This window comes from Rhizobium sp. 0TCS1.26 (assembly GCF_050455525.1).
Lineage (GTDB): Bacteria > Pseudomonadota > Alphaproteobacteria > Rhizobiales > Rhizobiaceae > Neorhizobium.
Genome location: NZ_JBCIYV010000003.1, coordinates 493,208 through 514,880, shown reverse-complemented (window position 1 = coordinate 514,880; position 21,673 = coordinate 493,208). Strand labels below are relative to the sequence as shown.

The following is a 21,673-nucleotide window of genomic DNA, read 5'->3' as shown; positions in this document are numbered from 1 at the left end:
TTTATTCGATCCGCCGGATTTATTGCCCGATCCTCCGGGAGGCGGCGCAAGTCCGGTGCAAGAGGGCAGATCACACGCTCACGGCACGGAACAAAGCAAAGGAAAGGTCGGTTTAAGCTGGCAATCCATCCTATCGATTTCATTCAGAGCGGAGATTTCCATGAGCGAGCATCTGCAGGAAGCAGCGAGCACCGGAGAACTGCAGGTCGGCGAGAGCCGGTCGACCGTCGGCTACAAGCTGGTCGCAACCCGCGAGCACGACGATGCGGTGAGAGTGAAGATATCCGTGATGGCGCCGCGCGACTGGCTTCTGATGCAGGGCTTCAAGCGCGATGCGACGCTCGTCCGGCACCAGGGAGACCAGTTGCCGGTCTTCTTCGACGGCGAACTGGAGGTTGGCGACAACATCTCCGTGACGCTTGGGGCCAGCGATACGATCTGCCCATCGATCGATGCGGCACGCCAGCAGTTTCCGGAACTCGGCCAGATCCCCGGCTAGGTCTACCTGACCGACGATCAGGGCTCTGTGTAGCCCGCGGGCCGGATCGAGAGAGTGCCGGCCTGCGGGTCGCCCCGGAACAGGATCCCGCCCCGGGTGCGGGATTCAGCCGGCGCGTAGTCGAATGTCACGTCCGAGATCTCCACCTCGCCGTTCGCCCCTCTCAACTCGCCGACGACCTTTACTGCGGCCGCTGTCGAGGGTGCGTCGTTGACCAGCTCGAACTCCACCCGATGAAATTCGCCCGACCGCGACATGCCGGTGATCTCGATCTTCAGTTCCGGCGCGCTGCTGTCCTTGACCAGAGCCTCGCGGCCGATCCAGCCGAGCAGGGCCAGAACCAGCAGAAGCGAGACGATGCCGGTCGTCCACTCGACCCAGCTTGCCTCGCGCTGCTCGGTGTTGGTCCGCGAGCGTTTGTTGGTCACCGTCATCGGTGTCGTCCTTAAAGAATGAGGCGTGCCGCCGCGGCACCGACGGAGCCAGGCAGGCTGAGGACAATGCCCGACATCATGATCTGGGTCCACGACGTGTCGTCCAGGCGTCCGAACGTCCACAACACATAAAGGCTGATGGCGAAGGCCACCACATAGCCGGGCAGAGTGAAGCGGAGAAGGGCATGCCAGCTCGGCGTGTGCTCGTGCAGCTGATGGGTGCCGCGGAACGAGACGGCGTAGACGAAGCCGTACATCACGGCGATCGATGCGGCCACCGCTGCCAGCCCGTGCCAGGCGGTCATCTTGTAGGAGATCAGGATGATCTCTTCCGTCGGCGCGACGTTGAGGCTGAGAAACAACGCGCCGATGCCCATCAGAAACAGTTCACCGGCATAACCGGTGCTGATCTCCTCGGCGGCATCCTCGTCGGCGTCGTCGTCGTCCTTCTCGGACTGGCCGAACTGGCTGCGGCCGAGTAGTGCGCCGATGCTCGCCGGCACCGACTGCATGGCGATCATCCCGGCCCACTCGCGCGGCGGCATGTCGGCCGTCAGGACGCCCAGCAGCATCAGCACCAGGGCACTGGTCAGGATCGCCAGGGCATAGGCGGTGATCGCATCGCGCACCGCTTCGCGCCAGGTGAATGTGGGCTCGAAACCGATGCGGTGGGCAAGCGCGATCAGCAGCGGAATGTTGACGAGCATCAGCAGAAGCAGCCGGCCCCGCTCCATGTAGAAGCCGAGGAACCAGAGCTCCATCGTCATCAGCATCGGCAGGCCGAAGATCAAAGCCCCGCCGGAGCCCCGCAAAAGCCCGACAAGGAAACGCCGTTGCTCGTCCTGCGCCTCGGCGGCCTTGGCGTCAGCCGTCATGATGTACGCACGGCGCGGGCTCCACCGCGTAGTGCCGATTGCCTCGCGTCACCAGATAGACCTCCCTCTCCGGATGCGCCTCGATCTCGAAGCCCGAGGAGCGCAACATTGCTTCCATCGCCGACGTGTTCGGAATGAACCAGTTCGTCGGGTCGGAGGCATAGCGCTCTTCGACGAAGAAGAGTTTAGGATAATCGGGCTGATCGAAAAGAGCCCATTCGGAAAAATCGTGATTTTCCTGCAGGTGCGGGATCCGCTCGTCGCCCCGCTGCAGGCACTGGAACAGCATCTGCTCGCCGACCGCATGTTCCCAGAGAAGATCGAGCGCGAGAAGCGGATGGCGCAGGTGGTAGAGCACGCCCATGAAGATGACGAGGTCGAAGCGCTCCTGGAGCTGCGGCACGTCGTAGACCGACATCTGCCGGAACTCGATGTCGTAGCCCGCCTGTTCCGCGGCAAACCGTGCCTGTGCCAGATACCGTGCATCGGTATCCAGCCCCACCACGCGCCCGGCATTGCGGCGCTTCATCTCGATCGAGTAGAAGCCTCCATTGCAGCCGACGTCGAGAACGCTGCGCCCCTCGAGATCCTCCGGCAGCACATGCTGAAAACCCTTCCACTTGAAGCCGGGGTAGTCGCCGAGGAAATGGTCCGGCGCCGTCTGGACGCCGCCGATCTCCATGTTGTGAAACCATGGACCCAGTTCTGCGATCCGCCGGCGCAGTTCGGCCGGCGGAGTTCTTGCGGCATCCATTATCAGACCCCCAGGCTCAAATCGGAGGTGAGCGGTTTACGCGTCTTGGCCGGGGTAAACCGCACGCCCTGTCGGTTGCTCGGCATGACCGAAATAAAGTGGTCGATTGTCTGCCGGAGACCTTCAGCCAGCGGCACCTTCGGTTCCCAGCCGAGAAGCTCCTTGGCCCGGTCGATATCGGGCCGCCGACGCTGCGGATCGTCCATCGGCAGCGGATGGTGAACGATGCGCGACTGAGTGGGAACCATCGCCAGTACCATGTCGGCCAGTTCGTTGATGGTGAATTCGCCGGGATTGCCGATGTTGACGGGCTGGCCCGGATTGGGATCGACCTCCATCAGCTTGATGAGACCGGCAACCAGATCGCTGACGAAGCAGAAGGAGCGAGTCTGCTCGCCCGTGCCGTAGATCGTCAGCGGTTCGCCCTTCAGCGCCTGGACGATCAGGTTGGAGACGATGCGGCCGTCGTCGGGTGCCATCCGCGGGCCGTAGGTGTTGAAGATCCGCACCACGCGGGCGTCCACCCGTCCGGAACGCAGCATGTCGAAGCACAGTGCTTCGGCGGCTCGCTTGCCCTCGTCGTAGCAGGCGCGCGGGCCCGTGCAGTTGACGTTGCCGCGATAGTCCTCGCGCTGCGGATGCTCCTCCGGGTCGCCATAGACTTCGCTGGTCGAAGCCTGCAGGAAGGACGCGCCATGGCTTTCGGCAATCGCCAGAAGGTTGCCGGTACCGACAACGCAGGTCATCATCGTGTGTACCGGATCGGCCTGATACTGCGGCGGAGAAGCGGCGCAGGCAAGATTGTAGATCTCGTCCACATGCTCATCGATCGAGGTCAGGGCGCAGATGTCCTTCTCGATCATCCGGAAGCTGGGATGATTTTCCAGCGGACGGATGTTGTCCTCCGACCCCGTGAGGTAGGAATCGACGCAAATCACCCGATGGCCTCTCGCCAAGAGTGCATCGCAGAGATGCGAGCCGACAAAGCCGGCCCCTCCGGCAACCAGGACGGTTTTCGTCATTCCGCGAGTGGTACGTTGCAGCATTCCCATTTCCTCTCTGTTCATGCCGAAATCTTGTGGCGCGGCGCAGCGCCCATGTCCTGCCGGCGAAGCGGCAGGTCGCGAAGGTCGCGGATCAGTTCGGCCGCACGGGCACGGCCGGTGTGACCTTCCAGAACCCGCAGGCGTGCAGCCTCGGCCAGCGCCTGGCGCTCCTCGTCGCTCGTCTGTTCGAGCGCAGCGACGACCTCCTCCGTCGTCCTGGCGATGACGATCGCCGCGCCGTCCGGCAACAGGTCCGTGAGGCCTTCCCAGGCGTCGCTGATGATCGGCGATGCGCAGGCGCCCGCCTCGAACAGCCGCACGCTCGGCGACCAGCCGGCGGCGATCATGTCGGCGCGGGTAACGTTCAGCGTAAAGCGCTGGCGGCTGTAGAAGGAGGCGTGCTCGGACGGCGGCAGGTGGTCGATGCGATCGACATTGTCTGGCCAGTCGATGTCCGCGGGATATTGCGGGCCGGCGACGACGAACCGGCGACCCTTCAAGCGTCTTGCCGGCTCGATCAGCATTTTCTCCAGCACCGGCTGCCGGTCGGGGCTGTAGGTGCCGAGATAGCCGAGGTCCCACTCGATGGGTTCGCCGGTCGGCTGATAGCGGTCGGCATCGACCGAGCAGTAGAGCGGCAGCGCTTTCGGCACGCCGTAGTGGCTCTCCAGATGGCGCAGGATCGGCCCGCCGGTGAACGAGAAATAGGCGTCAAGCTCCGGGATCTGCCGGCGGGCGATGTATTCCTCGTCGCCCCGCTGCAGCTTGGCCAAAGTGACAGGCGTATCGATGTCGTAGAAGCACAGGCGCTGCGGACCGAGCGCGATCAGCGCATCGATCAGCGTCACACCGGCCGGCACGTAGGATCCGACGATGACGGCGTCCGCAAGCCGGATGCGCTCGCCATAGGTCGACAGCATGTCATCAATGTCGGAATAGTAGGCGAACTCGCAGAAGTCGGGATCGGGAAGATCGCGGTGGCTGGCATACCAAGGTACGTCGCGTTCGAGGAACAGCACCCGGTGCCCCTCGCCCGCCGCGTGGAGGCCGCGCAGCAGGGAGCGGAAGGTCGTCGAGTGGCCGTTGCCCCAGGACGACGACAGCGACAGGCCGAGGATGACGATATCGAGCGGCTTCGTCATTCGGCGGCCTCCCGGCGTTCGGCGAACCGCTTGAAGATGCGGTCGGCATCTTCGGCACGATGGGCGTAGGTATGGGCCGAGAGTACGCGATCAAGCGCGCGTCGGCCGATGGCTTCGGCGCGTTCACGGGTGAGGCCTGCCATGATCTCGACCACCTCCTGGCCGTCGCGCGCAACAAGGATCTCCTCGTCGGGCTTGAGGAAAAGCTCGATGCCTTCCCAGTAGTCGGTGATCAGGCAGGCGCCGGCACCGGCCGCCTCGAAGACCCGTGTGGCGGGCGAGAATCCGTTTTGCGCCATGCTTTCGCGCGAGATGTTGAGGACCGCCTTCGGCGTCACGTTGAAGGCGTTGTGGTCGCGGGTCGGCACATGGCCGATGGCGCGGATATTGCCGGCCATGGGCTTGCCCTCCCAGCCGGAACCGCCCAGCAGGAAGCGCTGGCCCGGCACCTGGGCCGCCGGCTCCAGGAAGAAATGCTCGACGCGGGCCTCGCGGTCGGGCAGCCGGTTGCCGAGGAAGCCGAGATCGGCGGCAAAACCCGGGTTCGCCGGGACCGGATGATGGGTTTCCGGATCGAGGGCATTGTAGATCGGCGCACAATCGCGGGCGCCGAGCGAGCGGTAGGCGGCCACCACCGGATCACCGCCTCCATAGGTCAGAACCGTGTCCAGCTGGCCGAGCGCCTGGCGTAGTGGATGGTCGGGATGGGCGCGCAGTTCGGCAAGCGTCGCTGGCGCATCGACGTCCCAGAAGATCTTCATCGCTTCCGGCCGCGCGTGGCGCAGCACTTCGGCGAGCAGCAGGTCGTCCTCGAAGCCGACGCCACTTGCCTTCACTACGATATCGGCCTGCGCCGCCTCCACGGCCACCCGCTTCAGGGCTTCGACGGTGCCGTCATAGACCACCACGCGTGCCCATTCCGGCGGATCGATGTCGCGGTTCTTCTGCCGGTCGTAGACATCCGGTTCATAGAAGGTGATGTCGTAGCCCTTGGCGGCAAGCGCCCGCAAGAGGCCGCGATAGTAGGTGGCGGCACCGTTCCAATAGGCGGAAACAAGGCTCGAGCCATAGAAAGCGATCTTCATTCTGCTGCCTCCGGAAGGGCGAGTGCATCTTTGACGGATTTGGTGCCGTCACGGCTGAGGATGCCGAGGAGCTCGTCGACGCGGTGCCGGCAGGTGTGGCGCATGGTGACGGTCTCGAGGCCGGCACTGACGAGTTCCTGGGCCTGCGCCGGATCGTTGAGGAGATCGCGCATCGCCTTCTTCATCTCGGTACCGTTACGAACCATGACAAAGTCGCGGTCCGGGCGGAACAGATGCTCGCAGTCGTCCCAGGGTGCGGAAATGAGCGGGATGCCGCAGGCGAGCGCCTCGAAGACGCGGATCGTCGGGATGCCCGGCAGGTTCTCCACATACGGGCGGCGGGGAATGTGCACTGTCAGCTTGTGCCGGGCGAAGGCCTTTGGCGCCTCGGCATTGGCGATCCAGCCGCCATAGGCGATCCCGGCCTTCTTCAACGACGTCAGCGCGTGCTCGGGGTAGCGGACGCCCCGCACCGTGGCGGACAGCTTGAGTTCCTCGACCGGCCGAACCAGGAATTCGGCGATCTCGGCAGACCGCTCGTCGTCGCCCCAGTTGCCGATCCAGATGAGATCGCGCTGTTTTTCGACGTGGATCATCGGTCGGAACAGCGTGTCGTCGGCGGCCTCGTGCCAGGTGTGGACTTGCTTGCCCCAGCCGCTGTCGAGATAGCGCTGCCGCAGCGTCTCGCCAAAGGCCAGCACGATGTCGTAGTCCTGCAGCTGAAGGCCGGCGATATCGCCTTCGGCCGACACTGCGCGGTGATGGGTGTCGTGAAACACCAACGTGAAGCTGCCGCCGTCGCGACGCTCCTTGCCGATCCGCTCCACGAGCGCCGGATCCGTCCATTCGTGCACAATGACTACATCGGCCGCATTGACGGCGGCCTCATGGTCGAAGTCGCTATTATAAATGCTGGTCTCAAGATCGGGGAACGTCTCATGGAAGGCATTGACGGCGGCCTCCCCGCCTTCGGCGATCAGGTTCTCGCGACTCCAGGCGCCCTCCGGCTCAAGGGCCGTGGCGGAATGGCCGCGCCGGATCAGGTCACGCATGACGCCGCGCAGGAAATGCGCGTTGCCATGGTTCCAGTCAGAAATAAGCGAATGGGTATAGAACAGGAACTTCATGATTACTCCGCAGCGGCGGGGACAAGAGACGGCGAAAGCAGGCTCGCGTAGATCCGGCTGGTCTGTTCGGCCTGCACCTCGGGGGTGAAACGACGGGAGATTCCGCGGGCGCGGCGAGAAAGATTGGCCCGCAGGACCGGCCGCTCTGCCAGGCGATTGATGGCATCGGCGAAGGCTTGTGGATCGCTTGCTTCGGCAAACAGGGCGGCGCCGTCCCACAGTTCGCGGTAGGTCGGAATGTCGGCAAGAATCAGTGCTGCGCCGAGCCTTGCAGCCTCCAGAGGCGCGAGACCGAAAGGCTCGTAGACGGACGGCGAAACGAAGATCGCCGCACGCCGCATCAGGTCCATCGTCGCCGCGTGCCCGAGTTCGCCCCGGTGATCGACATTGGCGAGCGTGACGCTCTGACCATTCGGCCCGGTGGTCGGTCCCGCCATCACCACGGGCCAGTTCGTCGAGGCCGCCGCCTGGTCGAGGACAAGGCCGTTCTTGCCGTCGTCCCACCAGCGACCGGCGGCCAGTGCGAACGGTTCGCGGTTCGGTGATGAGGCGAGAACGGCAACCCGGCTCGCGTTGTGGACGACCGTCAGATGCGGCATCGGCCCGTAGCAGGCCTCCAGCATGTCGGCATGCGCCCGGCTGGGGGCGATGACCCGATCTGCGCGCCGAAGGCCCTGCGCGTTGAGATGTTTCTGCCAGGCCCAATCGTCCGGCACATCCTGCCGGCGGACGCCGGCAAACCAGGTGACGACACAGGAATGCGAAACCGCGACCACCGGCACATCCACCCGGAGGTTCGCCGCCTGTGTCGGCAGATTGAGATGAACGAGGTCCACGCCGTGGCGCGAGACGAGATCGCTCAAAAGGTCCGGGATGCCGGCCAGATCCTGCGGGTCCGACACCATCCAGTCGAGCGGCGCGTCCAGCCAGACGAGATCGCCGATTGCTTCGGCCTCGCAGCGCTTGTCGGCACTCGGCTGTGGCCCGAAACCGGCAAACACAACCTCCGAGCCCTGCGCAGAAAGTCCGGCGGCAAGGTCCATCGCGTAACGCCAGACGCCGCCGACGGCGTCCAGGGTCATGAGGATCTTGCGTGGCTGGCCCTGCTGCATCATGCGGTCACCCTCACACGCTCGTCGGCGATCCGGCTGCCGCCGAAACGGTGTTCCTGCAGCCAGTCGGCAAGCTGCCGGAGACCGGTTTTCCACCGGGTCGACGCCTGCCAGCCAAGCTCGTTTTCCAGCCGCCGCGTATCGGCAACGAAGAAGAACTGGTCGCCGGCGCGCCAATCGCCGAACGCGGTCTGCAACGGCTCGCCAACCAGCTTTTCGATCTCGCGCAGCACCAGCAGGATGCTGACCGAGTTCTGCGGTCCGCCGCCGAGGTTGAAGACGCGGCCCTTGACCGTATCGATGGCGCCATGAACCGCCCGGTAGGCGGCGATCGCATCGTTGACATAGAGGATGTCACGCACCTGCTTGCCGTTGCCGTAGATCGAGACCGGTTCGCCCGACAGCGCCTTGATGAGGAAATGCGCCACCCAGCCCTGGTCCTCGGTGCCGAACTGGCGTGGCCCGTAGATGCAGCTCATCCGCAGGACGGCGGTCGGGATGCCGAAGGATTTGGCGTAATCGAGCATGTACTGGTCGGCGACGCCCTTCGAGCATCCGTAGGGCGTGCAGAAGTCGAGCGGGCGGCGTTCGTCGATGCCGAAATCCCGGATGGCGCGGTCGGCCGGCACGTAGCGGTCGTCCATCTCGACCATCTCGATGTCTTCGAGTGCCCCATAGACCTTGTTGGTGCTGGCGAAGATCACCGGTGCCTTCTTGCCTGCCTTGCGGACGGCTTCCAGCACGTTGACGGTTCCGCGCGCATTGGCTTCGAAGTCGTCGATCGGCGAGACCAGGCTGGTGGTCACGGCCGTCTGCGCCGCCAGGTGAAAGACTGCCTTGGCATCCTGGAAGGCGGCCTCGATGCCGCGCAGGTCGCGCACGTCGGCCAGCACCGGATGCACCCGGCCGCCATGTCTTTCGGTCAGCCAGGCGAGGTTCTGGTCGACGCCCGGGCGGCCGAGATTATCGAGAACGATGACGTCCTCCCCTTCTGCCAGGAAGCTGTCGGCAAGATTGCTGCCGATGAAGCCGCTGCCGCCGGTGATGATCACGGGCGCGGCGCCGGTGGCCAGATGCGGCGTTGCAAGCCGCGTCACGTCCATCAGCCGATCGATGCCGCCTTCGCTCAGCAGCCGGGCCAGCAGTTTCGGCTGGTTCTCGTGGGTAACCGCACCGAGATGGTAGTGGCGCGGGTCGAACCACAGGCCTTCCTGCACCGCGACATCCGGCGGCACATCCGCGTAGGAGTACCAGTACATGCGGTCGGCGGGCACCTGCAGCGCCCGCGTGAACCGGCGCGCCTGCTCCATCTCGTCGTTGCGCCAGGTTGAGTAGCCAGTCTCAGTGATCCAGATCTCGGCCTGCGGATTGTGACGGTCGAGGATCGAGCGCATCTCGCCGAGATGCATGTCCCAGCCGCCCCAGCTGCCCTCCTCGCTATCCCAGGTCCCGGGGAACCCGTGGAAGCCCACGGCGTCGACGACGTTCAGCACACCGCGCTCGCCCATCAGGTTCAGCCACATCGGATCGAAGGGGCACGGGCCACCGAGAACCGGCTTCCAGCCGCGCTCCCGGGCCCAGTGGGCGGCACCGCCAACCATCTCGCAGAACAGCTGGAAATCGGCGTCTTCGCGCCAGTCCCAGTCGAGCAGGTTGTTCGGCTCGTTCCACAGCTCGATGTGGCGGAAATGCTTGCCGTAGCGGGTCAGCACGTGGTCGACGAAATCGGCGTAATCCTTCAGCACCTTCGGCGCGCCGTTCGAGCGCCCGGTGCGGGACATCGACGGCGGCGTGTAGTGGATGCAGGGCATCAGGTCGATCTGGCTGCCGACCTTCGGGATCATCCAGTCGAACCATTCCTGGCCACCCGGCGCAAGGTATTCAGCCCATGACAAATGGGTGCGCAGATAGCTGGCGCCGCTGCCGATGATGCCGGGAAGCAGGTTTTCCGTTCGTTCGTATTCGCCCGGGCGGAACCACTCGGCAAAGCCGAAATGCCGCCCGCTTGCGGGGGATCCGGCTGCCGTCATGATACCAGGCCCCGCTGCTCGAGCTGGCGCTTCATCTCGGCACCGCGATCGATGGCACCCGCCTCGCGCACCCATTCGGCCAGCTCGCCCAGCGAGTTTTCGAGGCGATGGGTGGGCTCGAAGCCCAGCAATTCGCGCGCCTTGGAGATGTCCGAGAAGCAGTTGCGGATATCGCCGGAACGGGCCTTGTGCATGATGTCGGGACCAAGTTCGGGCGCGCCCATGGCTTCCGCCAGCATCGACGCCACCTCGGCCACCGAATAGGACTGGCCGCTGCCGACATTGATGACGTGGCCGCTGGCATGCGGCTTTTCGAGCGCCAGCCGGAAGGCCCGGGCGACGTCACGCACATGGACGAAATCGCGGCGCTGCTTGCCGTCCTCGAAGATCATCGGCGGCTGGCCGTTGGCGATCCGCGCGGCGAAGTTGGCGAGGACGCCGGTGTAGGGGTTGGAAAGCGCCTGGCCCGGGCCGAACACGTTGAAGAGCCGCAGCGCCACGGCATCGACGCCGTAGGCTTCGCCGTAGATCAGCACGGCGCGCTCCTGGAAGTACTTGGTCAGCGCATAGATGGAGGCCAGGTCGACGGGCTTTTCCTCATCAGTCGGCGCCGGGGTCAGCATCTCTCCGGCCGGACCCTGCGGCTCCCACTCGCCGGCCTTGATGCGGGCGCTGCGGCGGCGCACCTGGCCGAAGCGGCGGCCATCGTCGCTCACATACAATCCCTCGCCGTAGACGCTCATCGAGGAGGCGACGACGATCCGCTTGATCGGCAGGCCGATCATCGATTCCAGCAGCACGGCGGTGCCCAGGTCGTTGCCGCCGACGTAGCGGGCGATCTCGTACATCGACTGGCCGACGCCGACTTCGGCCGCCAGATGCAGGACAGAGTCGACTCCGTCGAGCGCCTGCTTTACCTTGGCCATGTCACAGACATCGCCTTGGATGAACTCGACGCCATCCGGAACGCTGACGCCCGTATCGCCGTGCACCTGGTCGATCAGGGCATCCAAGATACGCACCTGATAGCCGTTCGCGAGGAGTTCTTCCGTGACATAGCGGCCGATGAAGCCGCAACCGCCTGTGATAAGGACCTTCTTGGACACCGGGTTTCACCTGTTTTTCTTGGAGGTTGAAGATGATCAATCAGCGGACGAACAAGCGAACAATCCGAAATGTTCCCGGCGGAAATTTTCCTTGCCTGCGAAGGCGCTAGCGGATCCGCCTCGGCAATGTCATCTTGAATGACATCATCAATGTCATCCTTCAGGAACTTCATCTGCTTCCGCCTGTTAACGCTCCCGTGAACCTGCGCGGCGGCGCAGGCGGACGAACAGAAGGGATCGGGATGGACACTCTTTCGCAAACGACGGCCGCAATGAGCGCTGCGGTCATCACCGGCGCCGGAGAGATGGAGGTGCGCCAGGTGGCGCTGCCGGAGCCGAAGCAAGGCGAGGTGCGCATACGGCTGGAAGGTTGCGGCGTCTGCGCCTCGAACCTGACGCCCTGGTCGGGGCCAGACTGGATGGAGTTTCCGACCGAGCCGGGCGGCCTTGGCCACGAAGGCTGGGGCGAGATCGACGCCATCGGCGAAGGCGTGACGGACCTTGCGGTCGGCGATCGGGTGGCCGCCCTCACCTATCACGCCTATGCCACCCACGACATCGCCACGGCCGACAGCGTCGTAAAGCTGCCTCCCGAAATGGCCGGAAAGCCATTCCCCGGCGAGCCGCTCGGCTGCGCCATGAACATCTTCCGCCGTGCCGAGATCAAGGCCGGCCAGACGGTCGCCATCATCGGCATCGGCTTCCTCGGCGCGCTCCTGACGCAGCTGGCAACCAGGGCCGGCGCCCGCGTCATCGCCATTTCCCGCCGGTCGTTTTCGCTCGACGTGGCGCGCCGCATGGGGGCCGCCGAGACGATCGAAATGCGCGATCATTGGGAGATCATCGAGAAGGTCCGGCACCTCACCGACGGCCAGTTCTGCGAACGCGTCATCGAGGCGGTGGGCAAGCAATGGCCGCTGGATCTCGCCGGCGAACTGACCCGCGAACGCGGCCGCCTGATTATTGCCGGCTATCACCAGGACGGCCCGCGACAGGTCAACATGCAGATGTGGAACTGGCGCGGCCTCGACGTGATCAACGCCCATGAGCGGGACCCGAAGGTCTATATCGACGGCATCCGCGAGGCCGTGGAGGCGGTCGCCAGCGGGCGGCTCGACCCCTCGCCGCTCTATACCCACACCTATCCGCTTTCCGGGCTTGACGAGGCGCTGAACGCGACCCGAGACCGGCCGGAAGGCTTCCTGAAAGCCATGGTGATGTTGCGATGAACCAGATGATCAAGCAGGACGACCTCTCCTCCATCACCCGGCCCGTGCGGCTGGGTTTTCTCGGCATCGGCTGGATCGGCAGGCATCGCATGCAGGCGGTGCTGGACACGGGCCTGGCGCAGGCGGCCGTCATCTCCGATCCGTCGCCCGAGATGCTGGAGGCGGGCCTGCAGGTAGCGCCCGGAGCGAAGACGGTATCGTCGCTGGAGGACATGCTCGCCGAGGATATCGACGGCGTGGTGATCGCAACCCCCAGCGCCCAGCATGCCGAGCAGTCGATCCGGGTCCTGGAAAGCGGCAAGGCGGTGTTCTGCCAGAAGCCGCTCGGCCGGACCGCTGCCGAAGTGCAGGCCGTGGTCGATGCGGCCCGCGCCGCCGACAGGCTGCTGGGCGTCGATCTTTCCTACAGGTTCACCGAGGGCATGCAGCAGATCCGCACGCTGATCCAGAGCGGCCAGCTGGGCACGGTCTTCGCTGCCGATCTGGTCTTCCACAACGCCTATGGGCCGGACAAGCCGTGGTTCTACGACAAGGCGCTGTCAGGTGGCGGATGCGTCATCGACCTTGGCGTTCATCTGGTGGACGCGGCGCTCTGGGCGCTCGGCTTTCCGGCGGTCACAGGCATCGAAAGCCGGCTGATGAGCGGCGGCACGCCGATTTCCGGCGACAGCGACAAGATCGAGGACTATGCGATCGCAACGCTCGATCTGGAGAGCGGCGCAAGCGTCCGGCTCGCCTGTTCCTGGCGGTTGCCGGCTGGCCAGGACGCCGTGATCGGCGCCGACTTCTTCGGCACCTCCGGCGGCGCCAAGTTCCAGAACGTCGGCGGCTCCTTCTACGATTTCCAGGCGGAGCACCTGCGCGGCACGTCCCGGGAGGTGCTGTCGGTGCCACCGGAACAATGGGGCGGCCGTGCCGCGGCCGACTGGGCAAGGCGGCTGGCCGGTGGCGCCCGCTTTGACACTGAGTGCGACCGGATGGTCGACGTCGCCGACGTGCTGGACCGGATCTACGGGCGACACCGGGACTGAGACGCGAGCAAGCCGCGCCTCGGCCGTCAGGGGGACAGATGTCATCCTGCGACACCGCCTGGAACCGGACCGATCGGCGACGGTTCGGGTGATGCAACGAGATCGCTTCGCCCATGCAGACACCCTCTTCGTCACCAGATTCGCCAACCTATCGCCGCTCTGAAAAGGGCGGCGATGCCATGAGCCGCACGCTGGAGCGCAACATCGACGCGCTGGTCGATCGGACAAGGCGCGATACTGTCGAGGTTGGGCTGCAGGAGCGGCTGGCCGACGGGATCACGAGGTTTGCCGGCAGCATGCTGTTCGTCTATCTGCACCTCGCCGTGTTCGGCGGGTGGATCCTGATCAACACCGGCATCCTGCCCCTGATCCGGCCGTTCGACCCCTCGCTTGTGGTTCTGGCGATGGCGGCATCCGTCGAGGCGATCTTCCTGTCGACCTTCGTGCTCATCAGCCAGAACCGCATGTCGGCGGCCGACGACAAGCGCGCAGACCTCAACCTGCAAATCTCCCTGCTGCACGAGCACGAAACCACGCGGCTGATCGCGCTGGTTTCGGAGCTGGCCCGGCAGCTCAATGTTCAGACCGAGATCGATACCGAAATCGACGAGCTGAAGCGGGACGTTAGGCCGGAAAAGGTGATGGACAAGATCGAGCGCGAGAAGAAGAGCAAGCTCTAACAACCGTCCGTTCCCGGCCTGATGTTCGCGGCTGTTGAACCAAACGAGCCGATCCGCGTTATGGGTCCTCATTCGATGGACTTAAGGGGTTTTCCGTGGATATCATTCGCATTCTGTTCGCCATCATCCTGCCGCCGGTCGGCGTTTTCCTGCAGGTCGGCCTTGGCCTGCACTTCTGGCTGAACATTCTCCTGACGATCTGCGGATACGTTCCGGGCATCATCCACGCGCTCTGGGTGATCCTGAAGAAGTAACGGCCGCATTTCGACCGCTGAAAGGCTCGTGCCGGGCTTGGCCCGGCGCGCATCCTCGTCTAGTCAGCTGCAGACAAGCCCGCCCGGGCGAGAAGCAGCTGAAAGTGCACAATGTTCTCCTCCCTGCCGATATCCGATCTGATCCTGCTCGTCGTCGCACTTGCCGGTGCCGGGGCCGTGACGGGCGTACTTGCCGGCCTCTTCGGCGTCGGCGGCGGAACGGTCATCGTGCCGGTCCTCTACGAGCTTTTCCGTATCCTTGAGGTGCCCGAGGACCTGCGGATGCCGCTCTGCGTCGGCACCTCCCTCGCCATCATTATCCCGACATCGTTTCGCTCTTTCATGGCGCATCGCAAGCGGGGCGCGGTAGATACCGGCGTGCTGAAGCTGTGGGCTCTCCCGATCATCATCGGCGTGCTCTGCGGCAGCGTCATTGCCCGCTACGCACCGCCCGAAGTTTTCAAGATCGTCTTCATCCTGGTCGCCGGTTTCTCCGCCATCCGGCTGATCTTCTCGCGCGAAAGCTGGCGGCTGGGCACAGAACTGCCGGGCAAGCCGGCGCTCAGGATCTACGGCGTCGTGATCGGCGTCCTGTCGAGCCTGATGGGGATCGGCGGCGGACAGTTGTCGACCCTCATGCTGACCTTCTACGGGCGACCGATCCACCAGGCCGTGGCGACATCCGCCGGTGTCGGTCTGCTCGTGTCGATCCCCGGGGCGCTCGGCTACATCTATGCCGGCTGGGGACGTGCTGCGGAAAACCCGGATATCGTCGCCCTGCAATTCCCGCTGGCGGTCGGCTTCGTGTCGCTGATCGGTGCGGCGCTTTTCATCCCGACAAGCGTTCTGTGCGCCTCGTTCGGTGCCAATCTCGCGCACCGGCTGTCACGCCGCAAGCTGGAGCTTGCGCTCGGCCTGTTCCTGCTGCTGATCTGCCTGCGGTTCCTGGTCTCACTCTAGCTGCCGCTGGCCAAGCGGCCGCAGATCAACCCAAGTTGATTTTCCTCGACGATCTGCGCGCTACATAGCTCTTGTCACTGCAGGAGGAAGACGCGTGCGCCTGATCCAGATACTCCCCCTCGTCGCCCTTGCGGCGCTGGTCATGCCGGTCCATGCCCAGGATCGCGGACCGCAGGCTGCCGAGGAAAGGCCCGTTCCGGAGGCCGGCCCGGAGGGTATTCTCGGCTTGTTGCCGGCCAATGCGGTCAGCGAGCACGTGCTGCAGAGTGGGGAAGGCCCCCTCCCCTATACGGCAACCGCCGGAACGCTGGAACTGCGCGGCCAGGACGGCAAAGTCACCGCAAAAATCTTCTACACTGCATACAGGGCAAAGGATCGCGCCGCAGACCGGCCGATCACCTTCGCCTTCAACGGCGGTCCGGGTGCCGCCTCCGCCTATCTTCACCTCGGTCTCGTCGGGCCAAAGATCCTGCCGTTCGAGGGTGCCAACAGCGATGGCTCGCAGCCAGCGCTGAAGGACAATCCGCAGAGCTGGCTTGCCTTCACCGATCTGGTGCTGATCGATCCGGTCGGCACGGGCTGGAGCCGCGGCGTCAACGAGGAGGCCGCTGGACGCTTCTATGGCGTTCAGCAGGATGCCGAAAGCATGGCAAAGACCATCGCCCTCTACGTCCAGGAGAACGGCTTGATCGCCGCGCCGAAATACCTGCTCGGCGAGAGCTATGGCGGCTTCCGGGCGGCGAAAGTGGCCGTGGCGCTGAAGAACAGCCAGAACATGATCGCCTCCGGCATCATCATGGTGTCGCCGCTGCTCGAAGGCCGGTTCATCTTCGGCGCAGACGACGATCCACTATCCGCTGCCCTGCAACTGCCCTCGCTTGCGGCTGCGCATCTGGAGCGGCAGGGTCGTTTTGCGCCGCAGGCGATGGCCGATATCGAACGCTATGCCATATCCGAGTATCTGCCGAAGCTTGCGCTCCCACCAGCGCCCGGCAGCGAGGCAGACGCCTTCTTCGGCCGCATAGCCGACCTGACCGGCCTGTCACAGGAACGCGTCGCCCGCACCCGCGGCTTCGTCGGAGGCGCCTACGCCAAGGAAGCGGGCGGGCCTGGCAACATCCTCAGCCCCTACGATGCCGGACACGCGCTTCCCGACGCCTATCCGGAGGCGGCCTATGGCCAGAACGACGATCCGGTGCTCGAAGGTTTTACCCGCGCATACGGATCTGCCTTCGCGTCCTATGCAAGCAGCGAGTTGGGTTTCCGGACGCAGATGACCTATTCGCTGCTCAACGAAGACGTCAACCGGCGGTGGGAGTGGAACGGTGGCCGCGGAGCCGGAACACGGGCAACCGCCAGCGTTTCCAATGACTTGCGGGATCTTCTCTCGGTCATCCCGTCGTTCCGGCTGATGGTGGCGCACGGCTACAGCGACATCCTGACGCCCTACGGCATGAGCCGCTACGTGCTTGACCACCTTCCACCGGCGCTCTCGAAGGACCGGACCACGCTGAAGGTCTATCGCGGCGGCCACATGTTCTACACGCGCGACGCGGAGCGGGCGGCGATGTATGGCGACGCCAAGGCTTTCTACCAATCGTCGCCGCGCGATTGACGGGCGGCAGGGCAAAGTCCCTGCCCTGTCAACTTCTCCATCAGACCCGCTCGAGAACGATCGAGATCCCCTGCCCGACGCCGATGCACATGGTTGACAGCGCGTAGCGGCCACCCGTTTCCTGCAGTTCCAGGGCGGCCGTGCCGGTGATGCGTGCACCCGACATGCCGAGCGGATGACCCAGCGCGATGGCGCCGCCGTTGCGGTTGACACGCTGGTCGTCGTCGTCAATTCCGAGATCACGCAGCGTCGCGAGGCCCTGGCTGGCAAACGCTTCATTCAGCTCGATCACGTCCATCTGCTGTTGCGTGAGGCCGAGCCGGGCCAGCAGCTTCTTCGACGCCGGAGCCGGACCGATCCCCATGATGCGCGGCGCGACCCCGGCGGTGGCACCACCGAGAACCCGGGCGATCGGGGTGATGCCATACTTTCTGGCGGCCGCTTCCGAGGCGATGATCAGAGCCGCCGCGCCATCATTGACGCCAGAGGCATTGCCGGCGGTGACGGTGCCGCCATCTTTCTTGAACGGCGTGCCAAGCCTTGCCAGCGCCTCCAGCGTCGTGGCGCGCGGGTGCTCATCCTTCTCGACCAGCAGCGGGTCGCCCTTGCGCTGCGGGATCGTCACCGGCGTGATTTCCCTGGCCAGCCGTCCGTTTTCCTGTGCAGCCGCCGCCTTGTTCTGGCTGCGCATGGCAAACGCGTCCTGGTCGGCGCGACTGACCGAGAATTCCTCTGCGACGTTCTCGCCGGTCTCCGGCATCGAATCGATCCCGTACTGCTTTTTCATCAGCGGATTGACGAAACGCCATCCGATCGTCGTGTCGTAGATCTCGGCGTTGCGCGAAAACGCGGTATCGGCTTTCGGCATGACGAAGGGAGCGCGGCTCATGCTCTCGACACCACCGGCAATCATCAGCTCCGCCTCGCCGGCCTTGATGGTGCGGGCCGCAGCCAGCACGGCATCCATGCCCGAGCCGCAGAGCCGGTTGATGGTGGTACCGGTGACGGCGACCGGCAGCCCAGCGAGCAGCAGCGACATGCGCGCCACGTTGCGGTTATCCTCGCCAGCCTGGTTGGCGCAGCCGTAGATCACGTCATCGACGGCTTCCCAATCGACGCCGACGTTGCGTTTCATCAACGCGGCGAGCGGGATGGCTCCGAGATCGTCGGTGCGGACCGAGGAGAGTGAGCCACCGAACCGGCCGATCGGGGTGCGGATGTAGTCGCAGATATAGGCATCAGTCATTGTTACTTCCTCAGAGTGCCGGGACGACGAGGTCGGCGACGCGCCCTTCGATATGCAGCGGCGCACCCGTCATAGCCTGAAGCTCATCCACCGTCAGCGCCGCTGGCTTTTCCCGCAGCACGAATCGCCCTTCCTTGATATCGACGACGGCGTGGCTCGTATAGACGCGGGTCACGCAGCCGACGCCAGTCAGCGGGAAGTTGCAGGCATCCACGAGCTTCGGCTTGCCGTCTTTGGTGACGTGCTCCGTGATGACGAACACCTGTTTTGCGCCGTGCACCAGATCCATGGCGCCGCCGACAGCCGGCACACCCTTGGCGCCGACACGCCAGTTGGCGAGATCGCCGTTCTGCGCCACCTGGTAGGCGCCAAGGATAGCGACATCCAGATGGCCTCCCCGTACCATCGCGAAACTGTCTGCGTGGTGGAAAAAGGCGGCGCCCGGCTTCAGCGTCACGGCCTTCTTGCCTGCATTGATCAGGTCCCAGTCCTCTTCGCCCTCCGGCGGCGCCTCGCCGAAATTGAGGATGCCGTTCTCAGTGTGAAAGATCGCCGCGCGCCCGGGCGGCTGGAAGCGCGCGACAAGCTCCGGAAAGCCGATGCCGAGATTGACGTAGGCGCCATCGGCGACGTCCTGTGCGGCGCGCCAGGCAATTTGGGCATTGGAAAGCCTGTTATCGTCGCGCGCGTTCGGCGGGCTCTGTTGTGCGGTCATGGGTAAACGGCTCCTGCGCGTACCAGTTCTTCCTCCTGCTGCGGCGCCGGCACCTCCACCAGCCTGTCGACAAAGATCCCGGGCGTCACCACATGTTCCGGATCAATCGCGCCCGCCTGTACAATCTCGGAGACCTGCACAATGGTCGTCGCCGCCGCCATGCACATCAGCGGGTTGAAGTTGCGCGCCGCCTTGTTGTAAATGAGATTGCCCTGCGGGTCGCCGTGCAGGGCTTTCACCAGCGCGAAATCTGCCTTCAGCCAGCGTTCCTGGACATAATGCCGGCCCTCGAATTCGGCTACTGGCTTGCCAGTCGCGAGCTCGGTGCCGTATCCGGTCGGCGTGTAGAATGCCGGAATACCGGCGCCACCTGCCCGGATACGCTCCGCGAGCGTCCCTTGCGGCACAAGCTCGAGCTCGATGTTTCCCGCCAGATACTGTTCGGTGAAGGCACGCGGGTCGGAGGAGCGCGGGAACGAGCAGATCATCTTGGCGATCGTGCCGGCATCAATCATTGCGGCGATGCCGATGCGGCCGTTGCCGGCGTTGTTGTTGATGACCGTCAGGCCTTTCAGACGCCTGTCGATCAATGCGTGAATGAGTTCGATGGGCGCTCCAGAGCCGCCAAATCCACCGATCATGACGGTGGCGCCATCGCGGATGCCTTCGACCGCTTCGGAGAGGGTGCCTACCGTCTTGTTCATGATGCCGCCCCTCCCGCTGGTCTGTGGGCAGTAAACTCGGCGAGTTGCCAGCCGTCAACTCCTCAGGATCGGCTCTCCAGCATCAGCGTGAGGGAGAGGGATGCGTTGACAGATGTCAACGCAGCAGTGGGCTCAGCATCCAATGGCATTGACTCCGGTTGACAGCTGTCAACGCCGCTAGGAATCAGCTGTGCTCTTGCCCGCGTATCGAGCCGGGACGATCCCCCTCGGAAGCGGCATGCGACGAACGCAGTTGAAAGATCCGCCAAAACATCCCAGCATCCCACTTCACCCCGCCGACAGTCTGGATCCCGATTCGATGTCTGAACCTACCATTGCCGCCGCCGCCAAAGCTCTTGTCCGCGGCGATGTCACCTCCCGTGAAATGGCGTCCGACGCTATGGAACGCAGCGCCGACCCGGCGGGCGAGGGGAGCCGCGCCTTCGTCCGGCGCAACGACACCCGCGCAATCGCGATGGCCGAGGCCTCCGATCTCCTTCGTAGCACCGGCCGCCGACGCTCCGTCCTGGAAGGCCTGCCGATCTCAGTCAAGGATCTGTTCGACATCGCAGGCGAAACGACTTCCGCCGGCAGCACAGCGCTCGCCAGACAGCCTGCGGCCAACGCCGATGCTCCTGTCGTCAGGCGACTGCTCGCGGCCGGTGCGGTTATCGTTGGCACCACCAACATGAGCGAGTTCGCCTTTTCAGGGATCGGCCTCAACCCGCATCATGGGACGCCGCGCAATCCATTCGATCGCGATACCGGGCGCGTCCCCGGCGGCTCGTCGTCCGGGGCTGCCGTCTCTGTTTCGGATGGAATGGCAGTCGCCGCCATCGGCACAGATACCGGCGGCTCGATCCGCATTCCTGCAGCACTGTGCGGACTGACCGGCTTCAAGCCGACCGCCCGTCGCGTCTCGGCCGAAGGCGTGGTGCCGCTGTCGACCTCGCTCGATTCGATCGGACCCATTGCTCGCAGCGTCGCCTGCTGTGCCGCCATCGATGCCATCATCGCCGATGACGCGCCGCTCCCGCCATTCGAGCAACCGCTCGCCGGCCTGCGCCTGGCGGTCCCGCAAACCGTTGTGCTTGCCGACATGGATCGCGCCGTGTCGGCGGCGTTCGATCGGGCGCTCAGCCTGCTTTCGTCGGCCGGTGCGGCGATCACTGACATCGAGTTGCCCGAGCTCTCCGAGGTGGCGACGATCTATGCACGGGGCGGGCTCGTTGCGGCCGAAGCGTACCACTGGCATCGACAGCTGATCGCCCACGTTGGTGAGCAGTATGACCCGCGCGTGCGCGTGCGCATCCTCCGAGGGAGGGAGGTGACGGCTGCCGACTACATCGAGACGCTTGCGGTGAGGCGCCTGTGGCAGGCGCGGGTGGAGGCCAAGATTGCCGGCTACGACGCCCTGATCATGCCGACGGTGCCAATCATCGCCCCGACGATTGCCGCACTGGAGGGGGATGACGACGCGTTCTTTGCCGCAAACGGCCTGGTGCTGCGCAACCCGACGATGATCAACTTCCTCGACGGCTGCGCCCTATCGGTTCCTTGCCACGCGCCGGGGGAACCACCCGCCGGACTGATGATCGCCGGCGCGCAGATGCAGGACCGTAAGATCCTCTCCGTCGGCCTGGCCATAGAGGCAGCATTGGCGTCGATCACTGCCGCTGGCTGAACGTCATGCAGGCGAGGGACGATCAGGGAAGGGCAGGGGACTGCTCCTCGCTTCACCGCCACCTAGCTTCAAGAGGGGAGGGACCCGCCGATTTGGACACCGGCGGATCGTCATGTCTTTACCGAAGATGACAGATGCCAATGCCGGCATGGCAGCATCGTGCTCAACACTCCGAGACAAAATCTGGTGAAACTTCCATCCTGGTGAACCCACACAGGATCCGGCTGTGGCATGGTACAACAGCTTCGGCAGCCTGGACTGTCGACCTCACCCGGTAACATTATCGGACGTGTTTAGCCGCCGACGACATGTGCGCTTGCAATCTATCTGTCGCGCCAAACCGCA

At 64.7% G+C, this 21,673-nt stretch carries 21 protein-coding genes; 8 read left to right on the top strand and 13 right to left on the bottom strand.

The window, feature by feature from the left end; translation table 11 throughout:
• The first annotated feature begins 160 nt into the window (after positions 1-160).
• On the top strand, positions 161-499 hold the full coding sequence (locus tag AAIH46_RS16440; RefSeq protein WP_430307054.1) for a hypothetical protein: 339 nt from the start codon (positions 161-163) through the stop codon (positions 497-499).
• A 17-nt stretch (positions 500-516) separates the two neighbouring features.
• Here AAIH46_RS16440 and AAIH46_RS16435 read toward each other — a convergent pair whose 3' ends face one another.
• From AAIH46_RS16435 to AAIH46_RS16390, 10 genes are read right to left on the bottom strand one after another with little or no spacing between them, the layout of a single operon-like run.
• A complete protein-coding gene (locus AAIH46_RS16435) occupies positions 517-933 on the bottom strand; it encodes a TIGR02588 family protein (RefSeq protein ID WP_430307052.1) in 417 nt (138 codons plus the stop codon).
• An 11-nt stretch (positions 934-944) separates the two neighbouring features.
• Positions 945-1,808, bottom strand: a complete 864-nt coding sequence (locus AAIH46_RS16430) for a TIGR02587 family membrane protein (RefSeq protein ID WP_430307051.1) — start codon at positions 1,806-1,808, stop codon at positions 945-947.
• Complete coding sequence (locus tag AAIH46_RS16425; protein ID WP_430307050.1) at positions 1,798-2,562, bottom strand: TIGR04290 family methyltransferase; 765 nt, start codon at positions 2,560-2,562, stop codon at positions 1,798-1,800. Before AAIH46_RS16425 ends, AAIH46_RS16430 begins: the two co-directional genes overlap by 11 nt.
• A gap of 2 nt (positions 2,563-2,564) precedes the next feature.
• On the bottom strand, positions 2,565-3,608 hold the full coding sequence (locus AAIH46_RS16420) for a UDP-glucuronic acid decarboxylase family protein (RefSeq protein ID WP_430307049.1): 1,044 nt from the start codon (positions 3,606-3,608) through the stop codon (positions 2,565-2,567).
• Between the two features lie 17 nt (positions 3,609-3,625).
• Positions 3,626-4,750: a CgeB family protein gene (locus AAIH46_RS16415; protein WP_430307047.1), complete on the bottom strand. Its 1,125-nt coding sequence runs from the start codon at positions 4,748-4,750 to the stop codon at positions 3,626-3,628.
• Positions 4,747-5,835: a CgeB family protein gene (locus tag AAIH46_RS16410; RefSeq protein WP_430307046.1), complete on the bottom strand. Its 1,089-nt coding sequence runs from the start codon at positions 5,833-5,835 to the stop codon at positions 4,747-4,749. Before AAIH46_RS16410 ends, AAIH46_RS16415 begins: the two co-directional genes overlap by 4 nt.
• On the bottom strand, positions 5,832-6,962 hold the full coding sequence (locus AAIH46_RS16405) for a CgeB family protein (protein WP_430307045.1): 1,131 nt from the start codon (positions 6,960-6,962) through the stop codon (positions 5,832-5,834). Before AAIH46_RS16405 ends, AAIH46_RS16410 begins: the two co-directional genes overlap by 4 nt.
• A gap of 2 nt (positions 6,963-6,964) precedes the next feature.
• A complete protein-coding gene (locus AAIH46_RS16400; protein ID WP_430307342.1) occupies positions 6,965-8,074 on the bottom strand; it encodes a glycosyltransferase family 4 protein in 1,110 nt (369 codons plus the stop codon).
• Positions 8,074-10,104 carry an NAD-dependent epimerase/dehydratase family protein gene (locus AAIH46_RS16395; RefSeq protein WP_430307044.1) on the bottom strand — a complete coding sequence of 677 codons (2,031 nt, stop codon included), beginning with the start codon at positions 10,102-10,104 and terminating at the stop codon, positions 8,074-8,076. Before AAIH46_RS16395 ends, AAIH46_RS16400 begins: the two co-directional genes overlap by 1 nt.
• Complete coding sequence (locus AAIH46_RS16390; RefSeq protein ID WP_430307043.1) at positions 10,101-11,210, bottom strand: NAD-dependent epimerase/dehydratase family protein; 1,110 nt, start codon at positions 11,208-11,210, stop codon at positions 10,101-10,103. Before AAIH46_RS16390 ends, AAIH46_RS16395 begins: the two co-directional genes overlap by 4 nt.
• Before the next feature lie 242 nt (positions 11,211-11,452).
• Between AAIH46_RS16390 and AAIH46_RS16385 the strand changes: the two genes are divergently transcribed.
• The 6 genes from AAIH46_RS16385 (at position 11,453) to AAIH46_RS16360 (ending at position 16,979) form a co-directional block, all read left to right on the top strand.
• A complete protein-coding gene (locus AAIH46_RS16385) occupies positions 11,453-12,439 on the top strand; it encodes an MDR/zinc-dependent alcohol dehydrogenase-like family protein (protein WP_430307042.1) in 987 nt (328 codons plus the stop codon).
• On the top strand, positions 12,436-13,470 hold the full coding sequence (locus tag AAIH46_RS16380) for a Gfo/Idh/MocA family protein (protein ID WP_430307041.1): 1,035 nt from the start codon (positions 12,436-12,438) through the stop codon (positions 13,468-13,470). Before AAIH46_RS16385 ends, AAIH46_RS16380 begins: the two co-directional genes overlap by 4 nt.
• A gap of 179 nt (positions 13,471-13,649) precedes the next feature.
• Entirely contained in the window at positions 13,650-14,150 is a 501-nt protein-coding gene (locus AAIH46_RS16375) for a DUF1003 domain-containing protein (protein WP_430307040.1), read from the top strand.
• Between the two features lie 95 nt (positions 14,151-14,245).
• Complete coding sequence (locus tag AAIH46_RS16370; protein WP_430307039.1) at positions 14,246-14,404, top strand: YqaE/Pmp3 family membrane protein; 159 nt, start codon at positions 14,246-14,248, stop codon at positions 14,402-14,404.
• A gap of 111 nt (positions 14,405-14,515) precedes the next feature.
• Positions 14,516-15,364: a sulfite exporter TauE/SafE family protein gene (locus AAIH46_RS16365; RefSeq protein WP_430307038.1), complete on the top strand. Its 849-nt coding sequence runs from the start codon at positions 14,516-14,518 to the stop codon at positions 15,362-15,364.
• Between the two features lie 94 nt (positions 15,365-15,458).
• On the top strand, positions 15,459-16,979 hold the full coding sequence (locus AAIH46_RS16360) for a S10 family peptidase (protein WP_430307037.1): 1,521 nt from the start codon (positions 15,459-15,461) through the stop codon (positions 16,977-16,979).
• A 40-nt stretch (positions 16,980-17,019) separates the two neighbouring features.
• On the opposite strand, the gene pcaF is transcribed toward AAIH46_RS16360, so the two are convergent.
• Genes pcaF through AAIH46_RS16345 form a run of 3 tightly spaced genes read right to left on the bottom strand, consistent with a single transcriptional unit; the run spans position 17,020 to position 19,644 of the window.
• Entirely contained in the window at positions 17,020-18,225 is a 1,206-nt protein-coding gene (gene pcaF, locus AAIH46_RS16355; RefSeq protein WP_430307036.1) for a 3-oxoadipyl-CoA thiolase, read from the bottom strand.
• A 10-nt stretch (positions 18,226-18,235) separates the two neighbouring features.
• A complete protein-coding gene (locus AAIH46_RS16350) occupies positions 18,236-18,940 on the bottom strand; it encodes a CoA transferase subunit B (RefSeq protein WP_430307035.1) in 705 nt (234 codons plus the stop codon).
• Complete coding sequence (locus AAIH46_RS16345) at positions 18,937-19,644, bottom strand: 3-oxoacid CoA-transferase subunit A (protein ID WP_430307034.1); 708 nt, start codon at positions 19,642-19,644, stop codon at positions 18,937-18,939. The genes AAIH46_RS16350 and AAIH46_RS16345 overlap by 4 nt, the downstream gene beginning before the upstream one ends.
• Positions 19,645-19,963: 319 nt before the next feature.
• Here AAIH46_RS16345 and AAIH46_RS16340 point away from each other — a divergent pair, with 319 nt between their 5' ends.
• A complete protein-coding gene (locus AAIH46_RS16340) occupies positions 19,964-21,328 on the top strand; it encodes an amidase (RefSeq protein ID WP_430307033.1) in 1,365 nt (454 codons plus the stop codon).
• Positions 21,329-21,673: the final 345 nt, after the last annotated feature.

Bases quoted from the DNA above. Each gene is read 5' to 3' on its own strand.
- AAIH46_RS16430 (WP_430307051.1), bottom strand. From the start codon at position 1,808: ATGACGGCTGACGCCAAGGCCGCCGAGGCGCAGGACGAGCAACGGCGT.
- AAIH46_RS16350 (WP_430307035.1), bottom strand. From the start codon at position 18,940: ATGACCGCACAACAGAGCCCGCCGAACGCGCGCGACGATAACAGGCTT.
- AAIH46_RS16415 (WP_430307047.1), bottom strand. From the start codon at position 4,750: ATGACGAAGCCGCTCGATATCGTCATCCTCGGCCTGTCGCTGTCGTCG.
- AAIH46_RS16365 (WP_430307038.1), top strand. From the start codon at position 14,516: ATGTTCTCCTCCCTGCCGATATCCGATCTGATCCTGCTCGTCGTCGCA.
- pcaF (WP_430307036.1), bottom strand. From the start codon at position 18,225: ATGACTGATGCCTATATCTGCGACTACATCCGCACCCCGATCGGCCGG.
- AAIH46_RS16345 (WP_430307034.1), bottom strand. From the start codon at position 19,644: ATGAACAAGACGGTAGGCACCCTCTCCGAAGCGGTCGAAGGCATCCGC.
- AAIH46_RS16410 (WP_430307046.1), bottom strand. From the start codon at position 5,835: ATGAAGATCGCTTTCTATGGCTCGAGCCTTGTTTCCGCCTATTGGAAC.
- AAIH46_RS16425 (WP_430307050.1), bottom strand. From the start codon at position 2,562: ATGGATGCCGCAAGAACTCCGCCGGCCGAACTGCGCCGGCGGATCGCA.
- AAIH46_RS16375 (WP_430307040.1), top strand. From the start codon at position 13,650: ATGAGCCGCACGCTGGAGCGCAACATCGACGCGCTGGTCGATCGGACA.
- AAIH46_RS16420 (WP_430307049.1), bottom strand. From the start codon at position 3,608: ATGCTGCAACGTACCACTCGCGGAATGACGAAAACCGTCCTGGTTGCC.
- AAIH46_RS16385 (WP_430307042.1), top strand. From the start codon at position 11,453: ATGGACACTCTTTCGCAAACGACGGCCGCAATGAGCGCTGCGGTCATC.
- AAIH46_RS16405 (WP_430307045.1), bottom strand. From the start codon at position 6,962: ATGAAGTTCCTGTTCTATACCCATTCGCTTATTTCTGACTGGAACCAT.
- AAIH46_RS16400 (WP_430307342.1), bottom strand. From the start codon at position 8,074: ATGCAGCAGGGCCAGCCACGCAAGATCCTCATGACCCTGGACGCCGTC.
- AAIH46_RS16440 (WP_430307054.1), top strand. From the start codon at position 161: ATGAGCGAGCATCTGCAGGAAGCAGCGAGCACCGGAGAACTGCAGGTC.
- AAIH46_RS16395 (WP_430307044.1), bottom strand. From the start codon at position 10,104: ATGACGGCAGCCGGATCCCCCGCAAGCGGGCGGCATTTCGGCTTTGCC.
- AAIH46_RS16380 (WP_430307041.1), top strand. From the start codon at position 12,436: ATGAACCAGATGATCAAGCAGGACGACCTCTCCTCCATCACCCGGCCC.
- AAIH46_RS16340 (WP_430307033.1), top strand. From the start codon at position 19,964: ATGTCTGAACCTACCATTGCCGCCGCCGCCAAAGCTCTTGTCCGCGGC.
- AAIH46_RS16435 (WP_430307052.1), bottom strand. From the start codon at position 933: ATGACGGTGACCAACAAACGCTCGCGGACCAACACCGAGCAGCGCGAG.